Genomic DNA, 17,656 nt, shown 5'->3' with positions numbered 1-17,656 from the left:
TCCTGACTCGCGGTGGCTGGCCCACCTCCATTCTAGGCCGGACGGTCTATTTAGGTCAATAACACTGTCCTAATGGGGGGTTTCGATTTTGGGCCGTGTCGATGCCGCCAGGACGTTGATGTAGGAACCCATCGCGTGGTCATGAATGAGGTTTCTGGCGAAGCCCATGGTAGTTACCACAAGGCGGGTGGGCCAGCCGGGGTCGGCGTGCCATTTGTCGCCATGATGCCAGTATCCCGTGCCGACATGCCGGTAGCCGATCGGTGGCGCGAAGGGCACCGGATCAAATCCGTTGATATACCGCGTGGTTTTTGCGCCGAGGCCGCCGTAGAATTCCCGGAAGGCCTTGCCGCCGACCGCTGGTGCACCGAACAAGACGATGCGCTGCAAGTTCTGGGTGATGAGCGCGGGCTGGTGCTCGCGTAGCTTTGCCGCAAATATCGTCGCGCAGGCCGCGCCGAGCGAATGGCCGGTAATCCATAATGGACGACTGCCGACCTCGATCTCGTCCAGAACGGAGAAAATCGCTTCCAGACTTCTGAGGCCGGAGGTCTTGTCAGGATAGTTCAGCACATCCTGGAAGCCGCGATGCACGCCAACATGCCGGGCAGACGCGCCACAATCACTGAGGGGCTCTCGCAGCATTCGCAGATTGGCGATTTTCCAGTCGATGCTTTCCCGTGTGCCCCTGAAGGCGACAATCACAGCCGCCTCGTTCCAGAACACCCGGCAATAGCCCCGATCGCCCGACCCATGGACGTATCGCTGCCCGGTGATCGGTTTGCCGCCTATCCGCAGCTGCCGCTGGTTCAGCGGGCCCGGATAGACCCGCTGGCTGATGCGCGCCAGTTCCAGATGTTCGATGGGTATATCCGGCATGACCATTCCCCTGACGTTCAGTCTGGCCTTCGAGGCGATGCGATGAGCGGTCTGGATGGTATGCTCTTCTGCCCCGTGCTCTGGCTTACTGCCTTTGCGTTCGTCCGCTGCCCGTGCCCGCTGCTCTTACCAGCACCATAAAGCGGTCCTGCGCCGGGGCAACCTTGCCCCTGCCTGTGAAGGCTTCAGCCTGCCGGTCCTTTGTCGGGATTGGGTCGTGCCATCTCGGCTCAGACCGGTTGGGCCGCTGTCGGTCACGGTGGTCAGACTCGGCGTTGCCTTTTTGGGTGTTTCAGGTGCCAGCCGCCGCCCCGTCTCGATTGATGGTGCCTAACCGGGTCCGGCCGGCTGTTCAACGCGGCTCGCTTCTGTCTCCCTTCGGTCGCCATGCAGCTCCGCCCCCTCGGGGAGGGCGCTGGCGCGACGTGTGAACTTCCGTCCTTTGGTCCCCGGTTTCTTCGTCCCCATCAAGCCGGGCGCGGTGCCTGGCTGAAACCCGAACCAACGGAGAGTATCATGACCACCACTGTAACTGAACATAATCGCCCTACCCATGTCGTCTGGCAGGTGATTGGCGAAGAAGACAATACCTTCTGGAACCGCATCGGCGCTGGCTGGGCCAACAAGGACGGCAAGGGCATCTCGATCGTCCTCGACGCGGCCCCACTCCATGGCCGTATCGTCATCCGCGAGGTGAGCGAGCAGGACAGCCAGAACGGCGACGGCAAGCCCGCCGGGGGCAAGAAAGGGGGTCAGAAATGACCCCCTCCATCCTTCCCCACTCCGACCGTATCCGTTGTCTCAATGACCGGCTGCGGGCCCATCTGATCGGCGGCCAGATCATGATCACCCATGGGGTCCAAGTCCTGGGTCCTGAGTTCAGGATCGCATGTCTCCGCGCCGTGCAGGCCTTCACCAGCTTCGAGGAAGACGACGACCCGTACGGCGAACACGACTTCGGTGCCGTCACCGTCATGGGCCAGCGGGTCTTCTGGAAGATCGACTATTATGATCGAGCCCTGGAGGCCGGCTCCCCTGATCCTTCGGATCCCGCGGTCACGACCCGCGTCCTGACCATCATGCTTGCGGATGAGTATTGATCCGTTTCGCGGAAAGGCTGTTGTACGGCCTTTCCGCTTTTTCTGCGATGTTCCGGGCGCGGCGCGGACAGGTAAAGGGGCGGGCGCGAGGTCACTTTGGACCCCACACCCGCCCCTTGGTCTCGTCGCCTTGGTTATTCCGCCGCCGATCGGGTTGCCATCCGCGAATAACTCGCCAGTCGCTCATTCACCGGCGCATAGACGGATGAATGCCCTTCGGCGAGAGACAGGCGCAGCTCCTCAAGGGCGCGGGTCAGTTGCACCGCAACCTTGCGACCGCTGTCGGTCTTGAGGTTGTGCGCGACCAGCACCGTGTCGCCTTCCGTCGAAAGAATGGCGACGCCCGTATCCTGATTGTAGCCCGGATGCAGTTCGATATTAGCCACCTCGTCGACCCGGCAGGTCAGGGTGCGGGCATGGCCGGTAAACGGAATGCCATGCGGCACACGGATGTCACCGCCGGATTCAAAGATTAGCGAACGCGCTCGGTGCGCCCAGACATTGGCCACCATGTGCCCTCCGATCAGCATGGCGAGGCCGATCAGGCTGAACATCAGCAGGCCAGCACCTCCACCCGGCATATTGGCGACCAGCATGCCAAGCATGAAAGGAAGGAACGATGCGGTCATGGCAAGCCAGCCGCCGATCTGAAGGGGTACGGAGGATTCGGTCCACTGATAGCCTGCCTGCACCAGATAGTTGTTCGCATCGAAGTTGCGAATTTTGCTGTCGATTTGCTTAGTCATTGAAATCAAGCCTTTCCAGATAGAGGGGAGGAAGTCCGGGCAGCAGCACCAGCTGTCTGCCGGTTTCGCGCGCGAAATGGCGCGTGATCTCGTTGGGATCGAGCAGGTTGACCGCGCGCGGATGCTCGCGAATGCCGGTGTCGCCGCTGCTCATGGCAGAGCCGTTCACCCGCACCACCTGCCGCTCCATCACCTGCGTGTGGCCCAGAAGTTTTGAGAGATATTCAGTCGTTGTGAGGTCAACATTGCCGAAGGCCTGCAGCACGCCGGCATTGCCAAGGAAGGTTTCCCAGGACTTGGGGTAATGGGTCTTGAGCTGGCTTAAGTCCTGCAGGACCGTCCAGAGCTTGACCCCGTATCCGGCCATCAGCCCCGCAGCCGATTCAATAGTGCGCATATAGCCAAGCGCTGGGAATTCCTCGAGCACGAACCAGACCGGTAACTCGCCACGCGGAACAGGATTGCGTTCCACGGCCGCCAATGCCTGCTGAACTACGAGGCGAAGCCACCGTGCATGGGTCCCCATCCGCATGCCGGGCAGGATCAGATAGATCGTCATGCCGCCTTTGGAGAGATCTTCGAGATCGAAATCCGATTCATCGGTGACGGCATAAAGATCGTCGAGCGGCGCGGTCTGCTCATGCGCCGTTGAAACGATCGAGGCCAGTTCCCGGCCACCGGCCTCGCGCTTGCCCATGAAAGCCGAGCCGAGATTGGAGACGATGCCGTCAAAGGCATCGGAATCCGCCATGGCCGCATAGAGATCGTCCATCTCCGCCGGTGTGCAGTGCATCAACTGACGCAACTGCCGGATGGTTGGCACCGGACCGCCTTGCAGTGTGCCGGACAGCAAATGTAGGGCCAGACCCTTGATCCAGTTTTTGGCGCTTTCGGTCCAGTGAGGGTCCTTGTCATTGGAGATGATCAGCGCATCGGCAAAGAGCGCCGTATCCGCCGCCATATGCTCCGGCCGCGCTTTCAGGATTTCCGTGAACGGATTGTGCCGCGCCGATCTAGCGCCGGTCACGCCAAACGGATCGAGAGCGAAGACTTGCTGTCCCAAAGCCGTCCTGGCTTCGGCGGTCGACAAAAAGAGCTCGCCCTTGGGGTCCAGCACCACGGCTGAACCTGGATAGCGCACAAGGTTGGGAATCAGGGCCGAGCTCGTCTTGCCGTTGCGCGCGCCGGCCATGGTCATGACATGACGGTCATCGGCGATGCCGATCAGCCGCTCCTTCCATTTGCCGAGCAAAAGCATGCCGGGCTTCCAGTCGAGCGCCGGACCCAGAGTGTTGGGCGTGATCCATTGCTCGGCCGGGGGCGATTCAAGCCGCCCTGCAATCCCGGAACCGCGTGGTGGAAACTCTGCCTGTCTCATTGTTCTCTCCCGCGAAAGACACGCGCAGCACCTCGCCACGCGTCATCTGAGCAGAAGACAACAAGTTTTTTCAGAAAAACACGGGCGGTATAAGACAGAATGAGACAATAGGAGGTGAATTGATGCTTGATGTGACTATGTAAATTGTTGTTGCTGCCACGTTTTTTCTGCGGATAAGTTGGTTTCTATTGTCGGTTGAGTGGCGCGGGGTCTGTAATTTTGTGGGGTAGCGAGATGTGGATTTGATTTCGTAATCAAATCCGGCTCGCCCTTCGGGAGGGCTTTTCGGCCCTTCCTTCATTTCACCGCCCGCATTCAGGGCGATCAATCAGGAGGGGGCATATGCCCAGAAAACGCACGCATGACAGCGCGGTGCGCAGCCGCATCGTTTCCATTCGCATCACCGAGGATCACCACCAACGGCTTTCCCAGCAGGCCAAGAGTTTGGGAATGACCGTCTCAGGACTGGCGGAGCAGTTGGTCCGCAAGGGCCAGGTGCGGGTCGTTGCATCCAGCATTCCCGCGCCGCTCAACCCGGCTCTGCTCGCCGAGCTCAAACGCTGCGGCAACAATCTCAACCAGATCGCCCATGCGTTGAATTCCAACCTTCCCCCCGACCAGCAATTTGCGGTGCGGACGCTAACCGCGTTCGTCGAGGCCCTGGCCCGCGATGATCTGATGCGCCGCAAGCTTGAAGCCCATATGGAGAAGACCGCCAATGATTCCCCGCCTCCAGACGCGCGGCAAGAGTTTCAGAGAAGCGTGCAGATACGTCCTGCACGACCCGCAGGCGAAGAGCTCTGAACGGGTCGCCTGGACCGAAACACAGAACCTTTCGGCCGCGCCCGGAGATGCCTGGCTCGAAATGTTCGGCACCTACAAGGACCAATCCCGGCTCAAGGAGGCCGCGGGGCTCGATGCGCGCGGGCGCAAGAACACCAACCCCGTTCTGCATTACACGCTGAGCTGGGCGCATAGCGACAATCCATCCGCCGAGCATATGCGCGATACGGCGCTCGACAGTCTGCGGGCTCTGGGCCTGTCTGAGCATCAGGCGCTGATCGTCGGGCATTCGGACAAGAAGCACCTGCATGTCCATATCGTCGCTAATACGGTTCATCCGCTGACTGGTGAAACCGCAAAGCTCAAATTCACAAAGCTCGACCTGTCCCGCTGGGCCGAGACTTATGAGCGGGAGCACGGGATCCACTGCGAACAGCGCATTGAGAACAATGCCGACCGCGAGACCTTGCGACAGTTGCGGGCCAATGAGCGCGCCGAAGGTCGGGAGCCTTCGGCCTATGTGCCCATCAAGGACAATTCTCCAAACCGAAAATCCTGGCTTGAGCGGCGGGCGCTAAACGCATTACTGGGCACCGGCAACAAGGATCCCGTGGACCGCGCCTTCGAGGCTCTGACCCGCCATGAGGCGATTTTCACCAGGCAAGATATGGCACGCATGGCCAATCTGATGACGAAGGACGCCAATGCCTTTGGGCGGCTGATGGCCCAGCTTGAGGGCAGCAAAGAATTGGTCAGTTTGGGCGAAGACGGTCGCTATACGACCCGCACGATAATGACGACCGAAGAAATGATCGCCGCGACGGCCGATGTCATGGCTACGGAGAAATCCCATCCCCTGACCGCTGCAGGTATACGTTTACGCTCACTTTGCGAAGGTCTGAACGAAGGTCAGCAAAAGGCGCTGGAGCACATCACGGGACCAGAGGCGCTCGCCTGTGTCGTTGGACATGCGGGAACCGGCAAGTCCACCATGCTCCGACATGCGCATGAGGTGTGGACCGAGTCCGGCTTTACCGTTCGAGGTGCGGCCCTGTCCGGGGTCGCCAAGCAGAGTCTTCATGATGGCAGCGGCATTGCATCCACCACCCTCGCCGCATTGCAGACGGGTCTGGCCAATAATTCGATTACGTTTACGCCTAAAGATATTCTCGTCATTGACGAGGCAGGCATGGTGGGCAGCCGCCAGATGCGCGAGGTGTTAATGGCCGCCAACAAAGGTGGCGCCAAAGTTGTGCTGGTTGGCGATCCCGAACAGCTTCAGGCTATTGAGGCCGGCGCCCCCTTCCGGCACCTCGCCGAGCGCATTGGCGCGGCCAATATCACCGACATTCTGCGCCAGCGGGAAGCCTGGCAACGCGACGCCACGGCCAAGCTCGCGACCGGCGCGGTCGATCAGGCACTTTCGGCCTACGACCAGGCCGGGCTGATCCAGCAGCATGATACAACGGACGCGGCCATTTCGGGCCTACTGGCGGGCTGGCGTCAGTCAGTTGGGAAGAGTCAACCGCCAGACCTGATCCTTGCCGGCACACGCAGCTCCGTTGCCGCCCTGAATACGGAAGCTCGCGATGAAATGCGCAAGGCGGGCCTCTTAGGTGACGATCACGTCATCACCGCAATCGAGGAGCGTATCGGGGAGCCGATCAGGAAGTTTGACCTTGAGTTGGGTGTGGGCGAGCGTCTGGTGTTCACCAAGAACGACAAGGCCCTTGAGGTGCATAACGGCACGCTCGGGACATTGGAGCGGATCGATAACGGGAGCCTCGTTGTCCGCCTTGACGGCGACGGCAAAAGCGAGCGGCGCGTGCGGGTGAACCTCAACCACTACCGCAACCTTGCCCATGGTTACGCCATGACCATTCACAAGTCTCAGGGCGTGACCGTTGACCGGGCGCATGTCCTGGCCGAAGCCTTTATGGACCGACACATGGCCTACGTCGCCATGTCCCGTCATAGGGATAGCGTCGCGCTGCATTACGGGAAAGACGTGTTTGAAACAAAGACGGCCCTGTCCCGCCGGCTTTCACGCGAGCGGACAAAGGAGTCGACGTTCGATTACATGGCGGACGGACTTCAGACCCGTCTCAAAGCCACCGAACAATCGGCCAAGAAGCGCCGGGTTGGAGATGGAAAGGATGGGTCGGCAACATCGCGCTCGGAGCAGATCAAGCGGGCCATGCTCGGATGGCGGCGCAGAAACAAGGGGCGGGATTTTGGGATGGAGCTGTGAGCTGCTGCCGGTTCGGTGGACACGAGGTTAGGCTAGCTTAGCTTGTTCTTCGTAGTCCACGGGGCTCAGATAGCCCAGTGTCGAGTGTCGACGCCGCGGGTTGTAGAAGCGCTCGATATAGTCGAACACATCGGCCTTGGCATCGTCCCTGGTGCGATAGACCTTGCGGGCGGTGCGTTCGGTCTTGAGCGAGGAGAAGAAGCTTTCCATCGCCGCGTTGTCCCAGACATTGCCGGACCGGCTCATCGAGCAGGTGATGCCGTGGTCGGCCATCAGCCGCTGGAACTGCTCGCTGGTATATTGGCTACCCTGGTCGGAGTGGTGCAGCAGGCTGTCGGGCTTGCCGCGACGCCAGATGGCCATGATCAGCGCATCGGTCACCAGTTGAGCTGCCATCGATGAACTCATCGACCAGCCCACCACCCGGCGGGAGTAGAGGTCGACCACTGCCGCCACATAGAGCCAGCCCTGGGCCGTCCAGATGTAGGTGAAGTCGGCGATCCACTTCTGGTTCGGCGCCGACGCCACGAACGAGCGGTCCAGGATGTTGGGCGAGACCGCATGGCGCTGCCCGCCATCCTTGGGCAGGCCCCGCCGTCGCGGACGAGCCCGCAGTCCTTCCTGGCGCATCAGCCGCTCGATGCGATGCAGACCGGCGTCGAGCCCTTCGGCCAGCACGTCGTGCCAGACCCGACGGGCGCCATAGGTGCGATCGCTGCCGGCAAAGCTGGACCGGATCCCGGCGACGAGCACCTCGTCATACTGAGCCCGTCTACTCGGCGAGCGGTTGAGCCAGGCATGGAAGCCCGAGCGAGACACACCGAGCGCCCCACAAATCCACGAGACCGGCCAGATCCCTCGGTGCTTCGCAACAAAAGAGAACCTCATATCGAGTCCCTGGCGAAGTAGGCCGCGGCTTTTTTTAGGATATCGCGCTCCGCCTTGAGCTTGGCGACCTCGCGGCGCAGCTTCTCGATCTCGAGCTGCTCGGGCTTCATCTGTCCATGGCCGGGAAAGGCCTGCTGCGGATCGGCAGACTGCTCGCGCACCCATTTGCGCAACACGTTCACATGCAGGTCCAGATCACGGGCCGCCTGCGCCACCGCAACGCCCCGTTCCCTGACCAGCTTAACAGCCTCGAGCTTGAACTCCCGGCTGAACTTGCGTCTCTCCATCAAAACTCTCCAGTTCCAAAAACACCTTAACTCGGTGTCCTCAAAACCGGCAGCAGCTCACTGTGACTGAGTTTTTGGATTGGAGCAACGCCAACTCAGTCAAAGCTCCAGTCAATTCAACAAACGATCTGTTCCAACAGCGGGGAGAAGAATTTATTTCTCCGTAACAATAAGATCTGAGCTGCCCATGGATGGAAACGAGCCGCGCGTGCCGCCGCAAATACCAATTTGGCTCGACTACCTCAGAGTCATTTCAGGTGGCGCGTGCTGTATAGACCAATTAGGGTACGACATGGTGCCACTTGCTTCATATCGGTCTTTGGGGGGGGCGAATGATAGCAGTTCTCGTTGTTTTCGGTGTCGTTTTGGCGGTACTTCTTGTAGTGGGAAGTGGAAAGCTGCGCCGACCGGGAACCATTGGTCTAGTCGCTGTCATGCTGGTCTTGTGTGCAATAGTGCTCGCATCGGCACTGAATCATTTTGCACTCGAAAGCGTAATCAGCGGTTATGTAGACGAAGTTGCCGAGCGAGCCGGACTAGATCCGTTCCTTGCAAAGACGATTGGGTTCCTCCTAGTCATACCATTCGGAACCGCCTTGATATGGGTATTCTCGTTCTCGCCCTCGAAGCGGCGAATGGGCAGCTACGCGATGGCGCTGTTTTCTGTGCTCTACTTCGGGGCACTTTGGTTTGTCACCGCAGATCAGAAGATAACTCGGACGGGCGAGCCACTGAAATGCTACGTGGTAAATGAAGACAGGGTGACGTGGCGCGATATGCGATACCAGGGTCTAGATCCTGTTACGGGTCGCCCTTGCGAACCGGCAGAACCGTACCTCCTACCGATCTTGTCGCGACTCGATGCGCTATTGCGCGAGGGCGGAAGGCTGACGCCGATCGATCCGCGGGAGCAGTTCTTTTCCGCGATCGGGGAACCCGTCATCTGGTATGCCCGCAAGCCGGACGGTGGTTTCGAGTTCTTTGGTACACCGGGATACCATCCAAGTTCCGGTGAGCGCCTCAATCCAGCCACGTCTGAGATGGTGCAGCAATGGAATGACTATCGTGAAGAGCAATATCGTGCCGCCACAGCCCGGCGGGCTGCCGACTTGGCCGAGGCGGAACGACAGGCGCAGATCGCGGCCGAGCGCGAAGCAGCCGAACAGGCAGAGTCGGATCGGCTGGCGCTGGTTAGACAGCAGGAGGATGAAGCTCGCGCTCAGCAGCGGCAGGTGGCGCTTGAAGCTGAGCGCCTCGCATCATTGCGTGCGCTTGTTCTTCCTATCGTCGCGGCCCCTGGATCGATGAACCTGGGCCTTGCTTTGGTGCCTGAAAGAAACGACCAACATCTGGATCGGGTCGCGGCCGATCGTCTGAAATCGACCATGGACCCTGTAGCTCCTGCGAGCCTAACCGTTGTGCGTGAGGTTTTTGGGCAAGGATTCGTCGCCGATGGGCACTTCCACGACATCGTCGCCGGCGAGTTAGGGTTTCTCGAAGACAGCAAAGTCTTTTCCTTCGTGGACTACCTGATGCTCGGCAGCGTGCGCGCGGACTGCCGCCCAGGAACGGCCGGCCTTCGTAGTTGTGTCGTTTCTGTCAGTACCCGGGTTTACCGTGACGGCAGACTTCTCGCCGCAGAAACGGTTTCAGAAATTGGGCCCGGATTCAGCGATGAGAACGCTGCCGCGCGGGGCGCAGAACTTTTGTCCGAGCGGTGGGGACGTGGATTTCTTATGAATTTGGGAGGACAGGAATGACACTGCTGGAACGACTGAAGTTGCAAAGCACTATCCGTGCATGGGGCCGGATGTTGATCCGCAGGATGCTACCGATCTTCGCAGCCGTCACTGTTTCGATTGGCGCGTCCGGCATGGCCAATGCACAACAGGTTGCTGGAACGGTCGAAGACGGCTTAGTGCAACTTGCGTATGACATTGCAGAACGATCCAAAGCCGCTGAGAGAACAACAATCGCTGTGCTCCCTTTTCTCCATGCGGATGGGACCTGTTCGGTCCTGAGCACCTATGTGGTCGATGAACTGATCCTGTCACTGTTTTCGCTTGCCGATACTGAAATCGACATCGTCGAACGATCCCAACTTGAGGCAATTATCGCCGAGCTCTCAATTGGGGAGGGCGGTCTCCTGAATCCGGCAACAACGGTGCGACTCGGAAATCTGTCAGGGGTGAGCGCTCTGACGATTGGAACCATCACGGTTATCGGTAACCGAGTGCGGCTCAATGCACGACTGGTTGCAACCGATACGGGTAGGATATTCTCAGCGGCCGCTGTGACAGTCCCTAATACTAGTGATTTGAGCACTCTTATGGGGCAGTCGGCCGCTTGCACGACGACGGTTGGCCAACGCTCCAAGAAATCATCAGACGGGGGCACCCAGCAAGGACCGAGCCAGCAGGCAAATGGAAACAGTGCATTGGAGCAGATCAGAGATGGCATACGTGTCGAACTTCGCTCTATCAATTTGAATCCTACTCACACAAGTAGAATAAATGCAGTTCTTCGACTAGAGAACCTTGGGGACGCCGAGAAAATGATCTCAATGTCACACTTCACATTCACAGACAATACCGGGAATCTATGCAGCAATCCGGGTAATTGGTACACGAAGGTCGCTGGAATACCGTACGATTCAAATGGAATTGCACTGAAAGATTATAGTTCAATACAGCCCAATGAAGTCATACAGTTCAGCATTACTGAGCTTGGTTGCGAGTCCAGAAACTTCTCCCCCTCTGGGTCGATTGATGTCGGAATATCATATGCAGTTGAGGGGTCGAGTGTCGTTAACATGGCTCGTTACTCGATGCTCGATGTTCCATTCGGCGATGAATAGTCGGGAAGATCAAGGCGGGCGTCGAATGTGAACGCTATAGTCGAATGTGAACGCTATAAATGTCGCAAAACTGTTTGGCCAAGCGCTCTCAGCTGGTGCCTGACTACCAACGATCCTTAGGCATCCGCAGTTGAGCAAGCGCTAGCTCTACGATGTAGTTTCCGGCCGCGCGTTGCAATGGTGGTTGCCGAGTAGATGACGTTAACCGCCTATTCTATGTGTCGTGATCTGGCGTCGTGCAGAGAGCAGCCAAATTGAGCCCGCAAGACTGCCCGGCCCTTTTCCTCGGACGTCTAGATTTTGCCATCCGGTCGTTGCTTGCGTGCTAGAGCAGCAATGTGATCAGCCCACCAGATCACCATCTCCTATCTTCCTTGGAGCCATTCGGCTGCGTTATAGGCTGCGCGGATTCATCTTGTTCGCCATGAGCCAGGTGGCGCCTTCATTAGGGCCTGTCGTTAGCGCGCTCGTCGAGATAATCTGCCCACCATTGCATGATGGTGACTCGCTCATCCCAATATTCCCATCGATTATAGATGCGCCGCATCTTGTCCTTGTCCAGGTGTGCAAGCTGAGCCTCTATCGCGTCCGAGTTGAATAGCCCTGACCCGTTCAGGAGCGTGCTTGCGGTCGACCTAAAGCCGTGCGCGGTGTGCTCATTGCTGGTGAAGCCCATCCTTCTCAGCGCCGAATTCATGGCGTTCTCTGACAAAAAACGCTTGCCCGACATCATTGACGGGAAGACGTCGCCATCGCCGCTCATGTGAGGCTTCATTTCCTCGATGATGGTGAGTGCCTGTCGCGACAACGGGACGCCCTGCGGCCGGCGCATCTTCGTCTTCTCCTTTGGGATGGTCCAAATCGCCTTTTTGAAGTCAATCTCCGCAATGTTCATTGTTCGCGTTTCGCTCGGTCGAGCGAAAGCTACGGCTTGCATCATCAACACGCCTCGAAGCGTCGGCCAGCCAGTGTAACCACGGATCGCGCGAACAAGCCCCCCGACTTGGTCGACCTCGACAATGGCTGGGTGGCTGACCACAGTTGGCGGGGTCAGCGCGCCGCGCAAGGCATACGTCGGGTCCGTCTCTGCGCGTCCACTCAGGATCGCCAATCTGAACACTCGACTGATTGCCGCCCGAGTGGCAATGGCTGTGTCTCGGCGCCCGCTCTTCTCGATAGCGTTGAGCAGGGCGAACGTCTCGGGAGAGGTGATCTGCTTCATCGGTCGCTTTGCGAGTGGCCGCGCGACCTCCTTCAGCATCCACTTGTTCTTGTCGATGGTGGCTTGAGATCGCCCAAGCGTCACCATGTTCGCAAGGAACTCGTCGGCCAGTGCCTCGAAGGTCTCAGCGTTGCTTTTCTCCGCAGCCGCTTTGGCGACCTGCTTTTGAACACCAGGATCGATGTCTTGGGACAGAAGCTTCTTTGCATCCTCGCGGGCAGCCCTCGCATCGGCCAACGACACCGCAGGATAGTGTCCAATGGTGAGTGTCTTTTGCTTGCCGAAGAACCGATAGGCCAACCGCCAAATGCGGGCACCGGTGGGCCTGACCACCACGAAGAGGCCGCCGCCGTCAGCCTTCTTAAACTCAGCATTCGTTGGCTTCAGCGCTCGAAGCGCGGTGTCGCTGAGAGGCATTGTTGGTATGCTCCTTCGATCGGCTCGTTTGATGCCAACAGAAAGACCAACAAAAACTGGAGAAGTCTAGATACGCAGTGAGATGCTACGAAACGACGGATCTGCTCAAATCCTCAGTTTGCGGGGCTTTTTGAGACCTTGTGTGCTAAATGGAGACTGAAAGATGGAGCGGGTGAAGGGAATCGAACCCTCGTCGTAAGCTTGGGAAGCTTCTGCTCTACCATTGAGCTACACCCGCAGCACCCCCTAGATGCTGGAAATCGCGACAAGCGTCAAGCTGTGCCATCTGTGTCCGCGACTCTGTTCATATTGCGTTATAAATGGGAGCCAGGTGCGACAATGGGCCTTGATTTACTCAAGAAACGCAAATATTGCGTATAGCGTAGACAGGGGGCATCTTTGGCACCGGGCAAGCGCGCCAGTCAGGCCGATATCGCTGAGAAACTGGGCGTTTCCGTCTCCACGGTGTCGCGGGCCCTGGCCAATGAAATCGGCATCAGCGACGTGGTCAGGGCCGATGTGCAGCGCATGGCGCGGGTGCTCGGATATAAAAGCAAGCATCCGCCTTCCATGGGCAAGCTCGATAAACGAGCCTTGGCCCTGGTGCCGCTCAACAGTGCCATGGGGAGCCTCGCCAGTTTTTACCACGGCATTGTCGAGGCCATGCGGGCTCAGGCGGGGGAGGCCGGCATCGTGCTCGATGTCCGGCTGGTCAACGAGGACATGGTGACTCTCGACTTCATTCGCAGGCAGGTCTCCAAGACCGGCGCCAATGGCGTCGTCCTGGCAGGCATCGACCCCGATGAGGAGATCGCCCTGTGGGCGCAGGAGACCGAAACCGCTCTGGTGCTGGCCAATGGGAGTGACCCGCAGATGCGGTTCAACTCGGTTTCACCGGCCAATTTCTATGGCGCCTATCGGGCGACCCAGCGCCTGATTGACGCGGGCCATCGCCGGATCCTGCACTACACCTACCGGCACCGTCCCACCATCCTCCAGCGCCGTCGCGGCTTCGAAGCGGCCATCGCGGCAAACCGCGGCGTTACCGGCACCGTGGTGATTTCCAACGAGCATTCCAGCAAGGACTTGCTGGTCTCGTTTCTGGCCGGTGAATATGACGTGACGGCCGTTTTCTGCTGGAATGACAGCGTCGCCGTCAGCATGGTCGAGGCTTTGCTGGGGCAGGATTCCCCCATGTCCGACGGATTTTCCATTGTCGGTTTCGACGACCTGCCAATCGCCGGCATGGCCAATCCGCGCCTGTCGACAGTGCGGGTGGATCGCGAGGCCATCGGGCGCGGTGTCATCCGCCTCTTGGCCAATCAGCTTGATGGCGAACGGGCCGTACAGCAGCTCGAAATCGGTGTCTCGCTGGTCGATGGTGAAACCGTTCACAGTCTAGTCTGAGCACAGCCGGGCGCAAATTTTATTTCTAGCGTCTGTTGAAAACAGCCTTCCTGCCCGCGCATCGCCGATCCGTATCCGGCTGCGTTGATGACGCAAATTACGCAAAATTGCGATAATTGCGTGAAAGGCGCAAAATTCTTGAATATTGCGCAAGGACGTGCGTAACTTGCGCTGCTGATATGGCCTGGACTGCCTTGATGAACGGAGTCTGAACGCCAGCAATCGCGGATTGAGGCGGTGGACGGGAGGACCGTAGGGCCAAATCGGAGGATGGCGTCACGCCACGCCACATAAGCAACCGGCGGAGCGGAAGTGATTTCCGGCCGCAGGCCCTACGATGGTCCGGCGCATGAATGCGTCCGGGCTCAACAGGATTTTCGGGCTGCAGGACCCGGAAAAGGGAGGACAAGAATGAAAAAAGACCAAGTTTTTGGTTTGGCTGGGGCAGTGGCTCTGACGGCCATATTGGCGGCAGCCGGGCCGGCCTGGGCGCAGCAACAGGCGCCGATGCTCGACGCACTGGTGGAAAGCGGAGAATTGCCGCCGGTCGAGGAGCGACTGCCGGCCAATCCGCTGGTGGTCGAGCCGGTCGACAGTATCGGCACCTATGGCGGCACCTGGCGCAGCGCCTTGCGCGGCGGTCTCGACAATGCCTGGATCGCGCGCACCGTCGCCTATGATGGCCTGGTGCGCTACAACCGCGATTGGGACGAAATCGTCCCCAACCTGGCCGAAAGCTGGGAAGTCAGCGAGGATTCGCGCACCTATACCTTCAAGCTGCGCGAGGGGCTGAAGTGGAATAACGGCACGCCGTTCACCAGCGCCGACATCGCCTTCGCGGTCGAGCTTTTTTCCGAGCCCGGCTACGGTGTTGGCAGCTTCATCAAGAACCCGCAGAACCCGGTCACCGTCGAAGTCATCGACGAAACGACCTTCAGCCTCGTCTTTGAAAAGCCCAATGGCGTCATCATGGATGAGTTGGCTGGCGTCGGCGGCCTGACGTTAGTTTCGCTCTCCAAGGAATATTGCAGCCAGTTCTATCCCAAATATAACGAAAACGCGGCCTCGGAGGCTGAAGCGGCCGGTTTCGGAACATGGGAAATGCGGATGGAGGACCGCTGCGGCTGGGCGACGGAAACAATCCGCTGGGCCAATCCCGACTTGCCGTTCATGAACGCGTGGATGATCGACGAGCCTCTGACTGGCGACGCAACCCGCGCCACATTCGTCCGCAATCCATACTATTGGAAAGTCGATACCGAAGGGAACCAGCTGCCCTATATCGATGAACTCACCATGCGTGTCTCGGACTCTGTCGAAGAGATCACGCTGATGGCGCTGAACGGCGAGATCGATTTCCAGGACCGTCACATCGCCACTGTCATCAACCAGCCTATTTTCTTCGACGGGCAGGAGCAGGGTGATTATCGGCTGGGCGAGAACATTCCATCCAGCATGAACACACTCGTTTTGCAGTTCAATCTCAACCATGTGGACGAGAAACGTCGCGAGCTGTTCCAGGACAAGAATTTCCGCATCGGCGTTAGCCACCTCATCGACCGCGAAGAGATGATCGACGTCGTCTTTACCGGCCAGGGCGAGCCGTTCCAGGCCGCACCGCGTCCGGAATCCCCGTTCTATGACGAAGAAATGGCCAAGCAATATACTGAGCTGGACCAGGAAGCCGCGGATGCTGCTTTCGAGGCCGCAGGTCTGGTCCGCAATGGCGACCTCTACGCCTTTGCCGACGGCACGCCGCTCACCATCACCATCGACATGATCTCCACATTTCGTTCGGAATGGGTCGACATGATGGAGCTGCTGCAATTGCAATTGCAGGCGGGCGGGCTCGATATCGAGCTCAACAATATCGATCGTACGCTCTATTACGAGAAGCGTCCGGCAGGTGACTATGACGCGCAGATCTGGGCTGGAGACGGCGGCCTCGATGTGGTGCAGGAGCCGCGCTATTACATGCCGTCTGGTGATGAATCGGTATGGGCCTATCGCTGGGCACAACACTTCCAGGGTTCGCGTCCCGAGATTGCAGAGGAACCTGCAGCCTGGGCACAGGAGCAGATGGATCTCTACACCCAGCTGCGCAGCGAAGGTGAACCGGCCGCTAGAGATGCACTGATGAAGCAGATCCTGGCACTAGCCAAGGAGAACTTCCCGGTGATCGGCATCAGTCTGCCGGGCAATGGCTACTACATCGCCAAGAACAATCTGCGCAATGTCGCCGAGCCGATGCTGCATGCCTACCTGTTCCCGACTCCGGGTCCCTATGATCCATTCCAGTGGTATTTCGCCCAGGAATAGGATCCCTCCCGGCCTCCCGCGGCTCGCAAGGGCCGCGGGAGGGCTGACCGTTCTCACGTCAAGCACCCGCTTCCGCCGGCTGGCGGAAAGCCTTGCTCAACTCGCCAGCACTCATGAGGAGACGCCCCATGCTGGGCTTTATTGGAAAGCGGCTGGTCGCAATGTTCCTGACGCTTTGGGCCGTCAGTTTCGTGGCTTTCGCCATCATCCAGCTGCCGCCGGGCGACTACCTGACAACCTATATGGCGACCCTTGCTGCCCAAGGCGAGCGCGTCGATCCGCGCGCCATTGAGGCGCTGCGTCAGCAATATGGCTTCGGCGAACCCTATATCGTCCAGTACTGGAAATGGATTTCCGGCATTCTGACGCGCGGCGATTTCGGGCAGAGCTTCGAATGGAAAGCACCGGTGACGACCCTGATCTGGGGACGGCTTGGCAATTCCATCCTCGTCGAGGGCCTTGCCGTCATCGTCATGTGGCTGGTCGCCCTTCCCATCGGCGTTTATGTGGCGGTCCGCAAATATTCGCTCGGCGATTACCTGGCAACCATTGCCGGGTTCGTCGGCCTTGCCATTCCGAATTTCCTGCTGGCGCTGGTGCTGATGTATCTCAGCTTCGTTTATTTCGGCAGCACCATTGGCGGGTTGTTCTCGCCTGAATATGAAGCGGCGCGCTGGAGCCTGCCCAAGCTATGGGATTTCCTCAGCCATGCCTGGGCGCCCGTACTCGTGCTGGCGACGGCCGGCACTGCTGAGCTGATCCGCATCCTTCGCGCCAACCTGCTCGACGAACTCAAGAAACCCTACGTCACCACTGCCCGGGCCAAAGGCCTGCCCGAGTGGAAGGTGATCCTCAAATACCCGGTTCGTGTGGCGCTCAATCCACTGGTTTCCACCATTGGCTGGTTGCTGCCTGCCCTGGTCTCAAGCTCGGTGATTGTATCAGTGGTGCTCAACCTGCCAACCGCCGGACCCCTTCTGCTGCGGTCGCTGACAAGTCAGGACATGTTCCTGGCAGGAGCCATCATCATGCTGCTTGGCATCCTGACCATTGTTGGAACCTTGGTTTCAGATTTGCTCCTCGCCTGGATCGACCCACGCATTCGCTATGGGAGCAAGTGAG

The 17,656-nt window shown here is 59.0% G+C and carries 14 protein-coding genes and 1 tRNA gene; 9 read left to right on the top strand and 6 right to left on the bottom strand.

Translation table 11 applies throughout. The features are described from left to right. Positions 1 to 69 precede the first annotated feature (69 nt). Complete coding sequence (locus ACXYMS_RS09930; protein ID WP_458905862.1) at positions 70 to 879, bottom strand: lipase family protein; 810 nt, start codon at positions 877 to 879, stop codon at positions 70 to 72. Between the two features lie 516 nt (positions 880 to 1,395). Between ACXYMS_RS09930 and ACXYMS_RS09925 the strand changes: the two genes are divergently transcribed. Together ACXYMS_RS09925 and ACXYMS_RS09920 are read left to right on the top strand one after the other, a co-directional pair. After that, entirely contained in the window at positions 1,396 to 1,641 is a 246-nt protein-coding gene (locus tag ACXYMS_RS09925; RefSeq protein ID WP_458905860.1) for a hypothetical protein, read from the top strand. Further along, positions 1,638 to 1,979 carry a DUF3768 domain-containing protein gene (locus ACXYMS_RS09920; protein ID WP_458905859.1) on the top strand — a complete coding sequence of 114 codons (342 nt, stop codon included), beginning with the start codon at positions 1,638 to 1,640 and terminating at the stop codon, positions 1,977 to 1,979. The genes ACXYMS_RS09925 and ACXYMS_RS09920 overlap by 4 nt, the downstream gene beginning before the upstream one ends. 134 nt (positions 1,980 to 2,113) lie before the next feature. On the opposite strand, the gene ACXYMS_RS09915 is transcribed toward ACXYMS_RS09920, so the two are convergent. Further along, positions 2,114 to 2,725, bottom strand: coding sequence for a hypothetical protein (locus ACXYMS_RS09915; RefSeq protein WP_458905858.1), 612 nt, complete (start codon positions 2,723 to 2,725; stop codon positions 2,114 to 2,116). Next, positions 2,718 to 4,103 (bottom strand): type IV secretory system conjugative DNA transfer family protein, encoded by a 1,386-nt coding sequence (locus ACXYMS_RS09910; protein WP_458905857.1) that lies wholly within the window; start codon positions 4,101 to 4,103, stop codon positions 2,718 to 2,720. The genes ACXYMS_RS09915 and ACXYMS_RS09910 overlap by 8 nt, the downstream gene beginning before the upstream one ends. A 372-nt stretch (positions 4,104 to 4,475) precedes the next feature. Between ACXYMS_RS09910 and ACXYMS_RS09905 the strand changes: the two genes are divergently transcribed. Then, a complete protein-coding gene (locus tag ACXYMS_RS09905; protein ID WP_458905856.1) occupies positions 4,476 to 4,907 on the top strand; it encodes a plasmid mobilization protein in 432 nt (143 codons plus the stop codon). Further along, on the top strand, positions 4,822 to 7,137 hold the full coding sequence (locus tag ACXYMS_RS09900; RefSeq protein ID WP_458905855.1) for an AAA family ATPase: 2,316 nt from the start codon (positions 4,822 to 4,824) through the stop codon (positions 7,135 to 7,137). Before ACXYMS_RS09905 ends, ACXYMS_RS09900 begins: the two co-directional genes overlap by 86 nt. Before the next feature lie 27 nt (positions 7,138 to 7,164). Here the strand turns inward: ACXYMS_RS09900 and ACXYMS_RS09895 are convergent. After that, positions 7,165 to 8,312, bottom strand: a protein-coding gene (locus ACXYMS_RS09895; protein ID WP_458905854.1) for an IS3 family transposase whose coding sequence is annotated in 2 segments (ribosomal slippage) — positions 7,165 to 8,054 and positions 8,054 to 8,312 — 1,149 coding nt in all. Because the reading frame shifts where the segments join, the coding sequence is not laid out codon by codon here. A 332-nt stretch (positions 8,313 to 8,644) separates the two neighbouring features. Here ACXYMS_RS09895 and ACXYMS_RS09890 point away from each other — a divergent pair. Beyond that, on the top strand, positions 8,645 to 10,072 hold the full coding sequence (locus ACXYMS_RS09890; RefSeq protein ID WP_458905853.1) for a hypothetical protein: 1,428 nt from the start codon (positions 8,645 to 8,647) through the stop codon (positions 10,070 to 10,072). Then, a complete protein-coding gene (locus ACXYMS_RS09885; RefSeq protein ID WP_458905852.1) occupies positions 10,069 to 11,169 on the top strand; it encodes a FlgO family outer membrane protein in 1,101 nt (366 codons plus the stop codon). Before ACXYMS_RS09890 ends, ACXYMS_RS09885 begins: the two co-directional genes overlap by 4 nt. Positions 11,170 to 11,614: 445 nt before the next feature. Here ACXYMS_RS09885 and ACXYMS_RS09880 read toward each other — a convergent pair whose 3' ends face one another. Both ACXYMS_RS09880 and ACXYMS_RS09875 read right to left on the bottom strand, forming a co-directional pair. Beyond that, entirely contained in the window at positions 11,615 to 12,808 is a 1,194-nt protein-coding gene (locus ACXYMS_RS09880; protein ID WP_458905850.1) for a tyrosine-type recombinase/integrase, read from the bottom strand. 164 nt (positions 12,809 to 12,972) lie between these two features. After that, a tRNA-Gly gene (locus tag ACXYMS_RS09875) sits at positions 12,973 to 13,046 on the bottom strand. A gap of 161 nt (positions 13,047 to 13,207) precedes the next feature. Here ACXYMS_RS09875 and ACXYMS_RS09870 point away from each other — a divergent pair. The 3 genes from ACXYMS_RS09870 to ACXYMS_RS09860 all read left to right on the top strand — a co-directional run bounded on the left by ACXYMS_RS09870 (position 13,208) and on the right by ACXYMS_RS09860 (position 17,655). Continuing rightward, entirely contained in the window at positions 13,208 to 14,215 is a 1,008-nt protein-coding gene (locus ACXYMS_RS09870; RefSeq protein WP_458905848.1) for a LacI family DNA-binding transcriptional regulator, read from the top strand. A 411-nt stretch (positions 14,216 to 14,626) separates the two neighbouring features. Next, positions 14,627 to 16,534: an ABC transporter substrate-binding protein gene (locus ACXYMS_RS09865; protein ID WP_458905846.1), complete on the top strand. Its 1,908-nt coding sequence runs from the start codon at positions 14,627 to 14,629 to the stop codon at positions 16,532 to 16,534. 128 nt (positions 16,535 to 16,662) lie between these two features. Next, positions 16,663 to 17,655, top strand: a complete 993-nt coding sequence (locus tag ACXYMS_RS09860) for an ABC transporter permease (RefSeq protein WP_458905844.1) — start codon at positions 16,663 to 16,665, stop codon at positions 17,653 to 17,655. Position 17,656: the final 1 nt, after the last annotated feature.

This window comes from Devosia sp. CAU 1758 (assembly GCF_054482695.1).
Note: the sequence above shows the minus strand (reverse complement) of the source record. Positions and strands in the feature narration are given on the sequence as shown.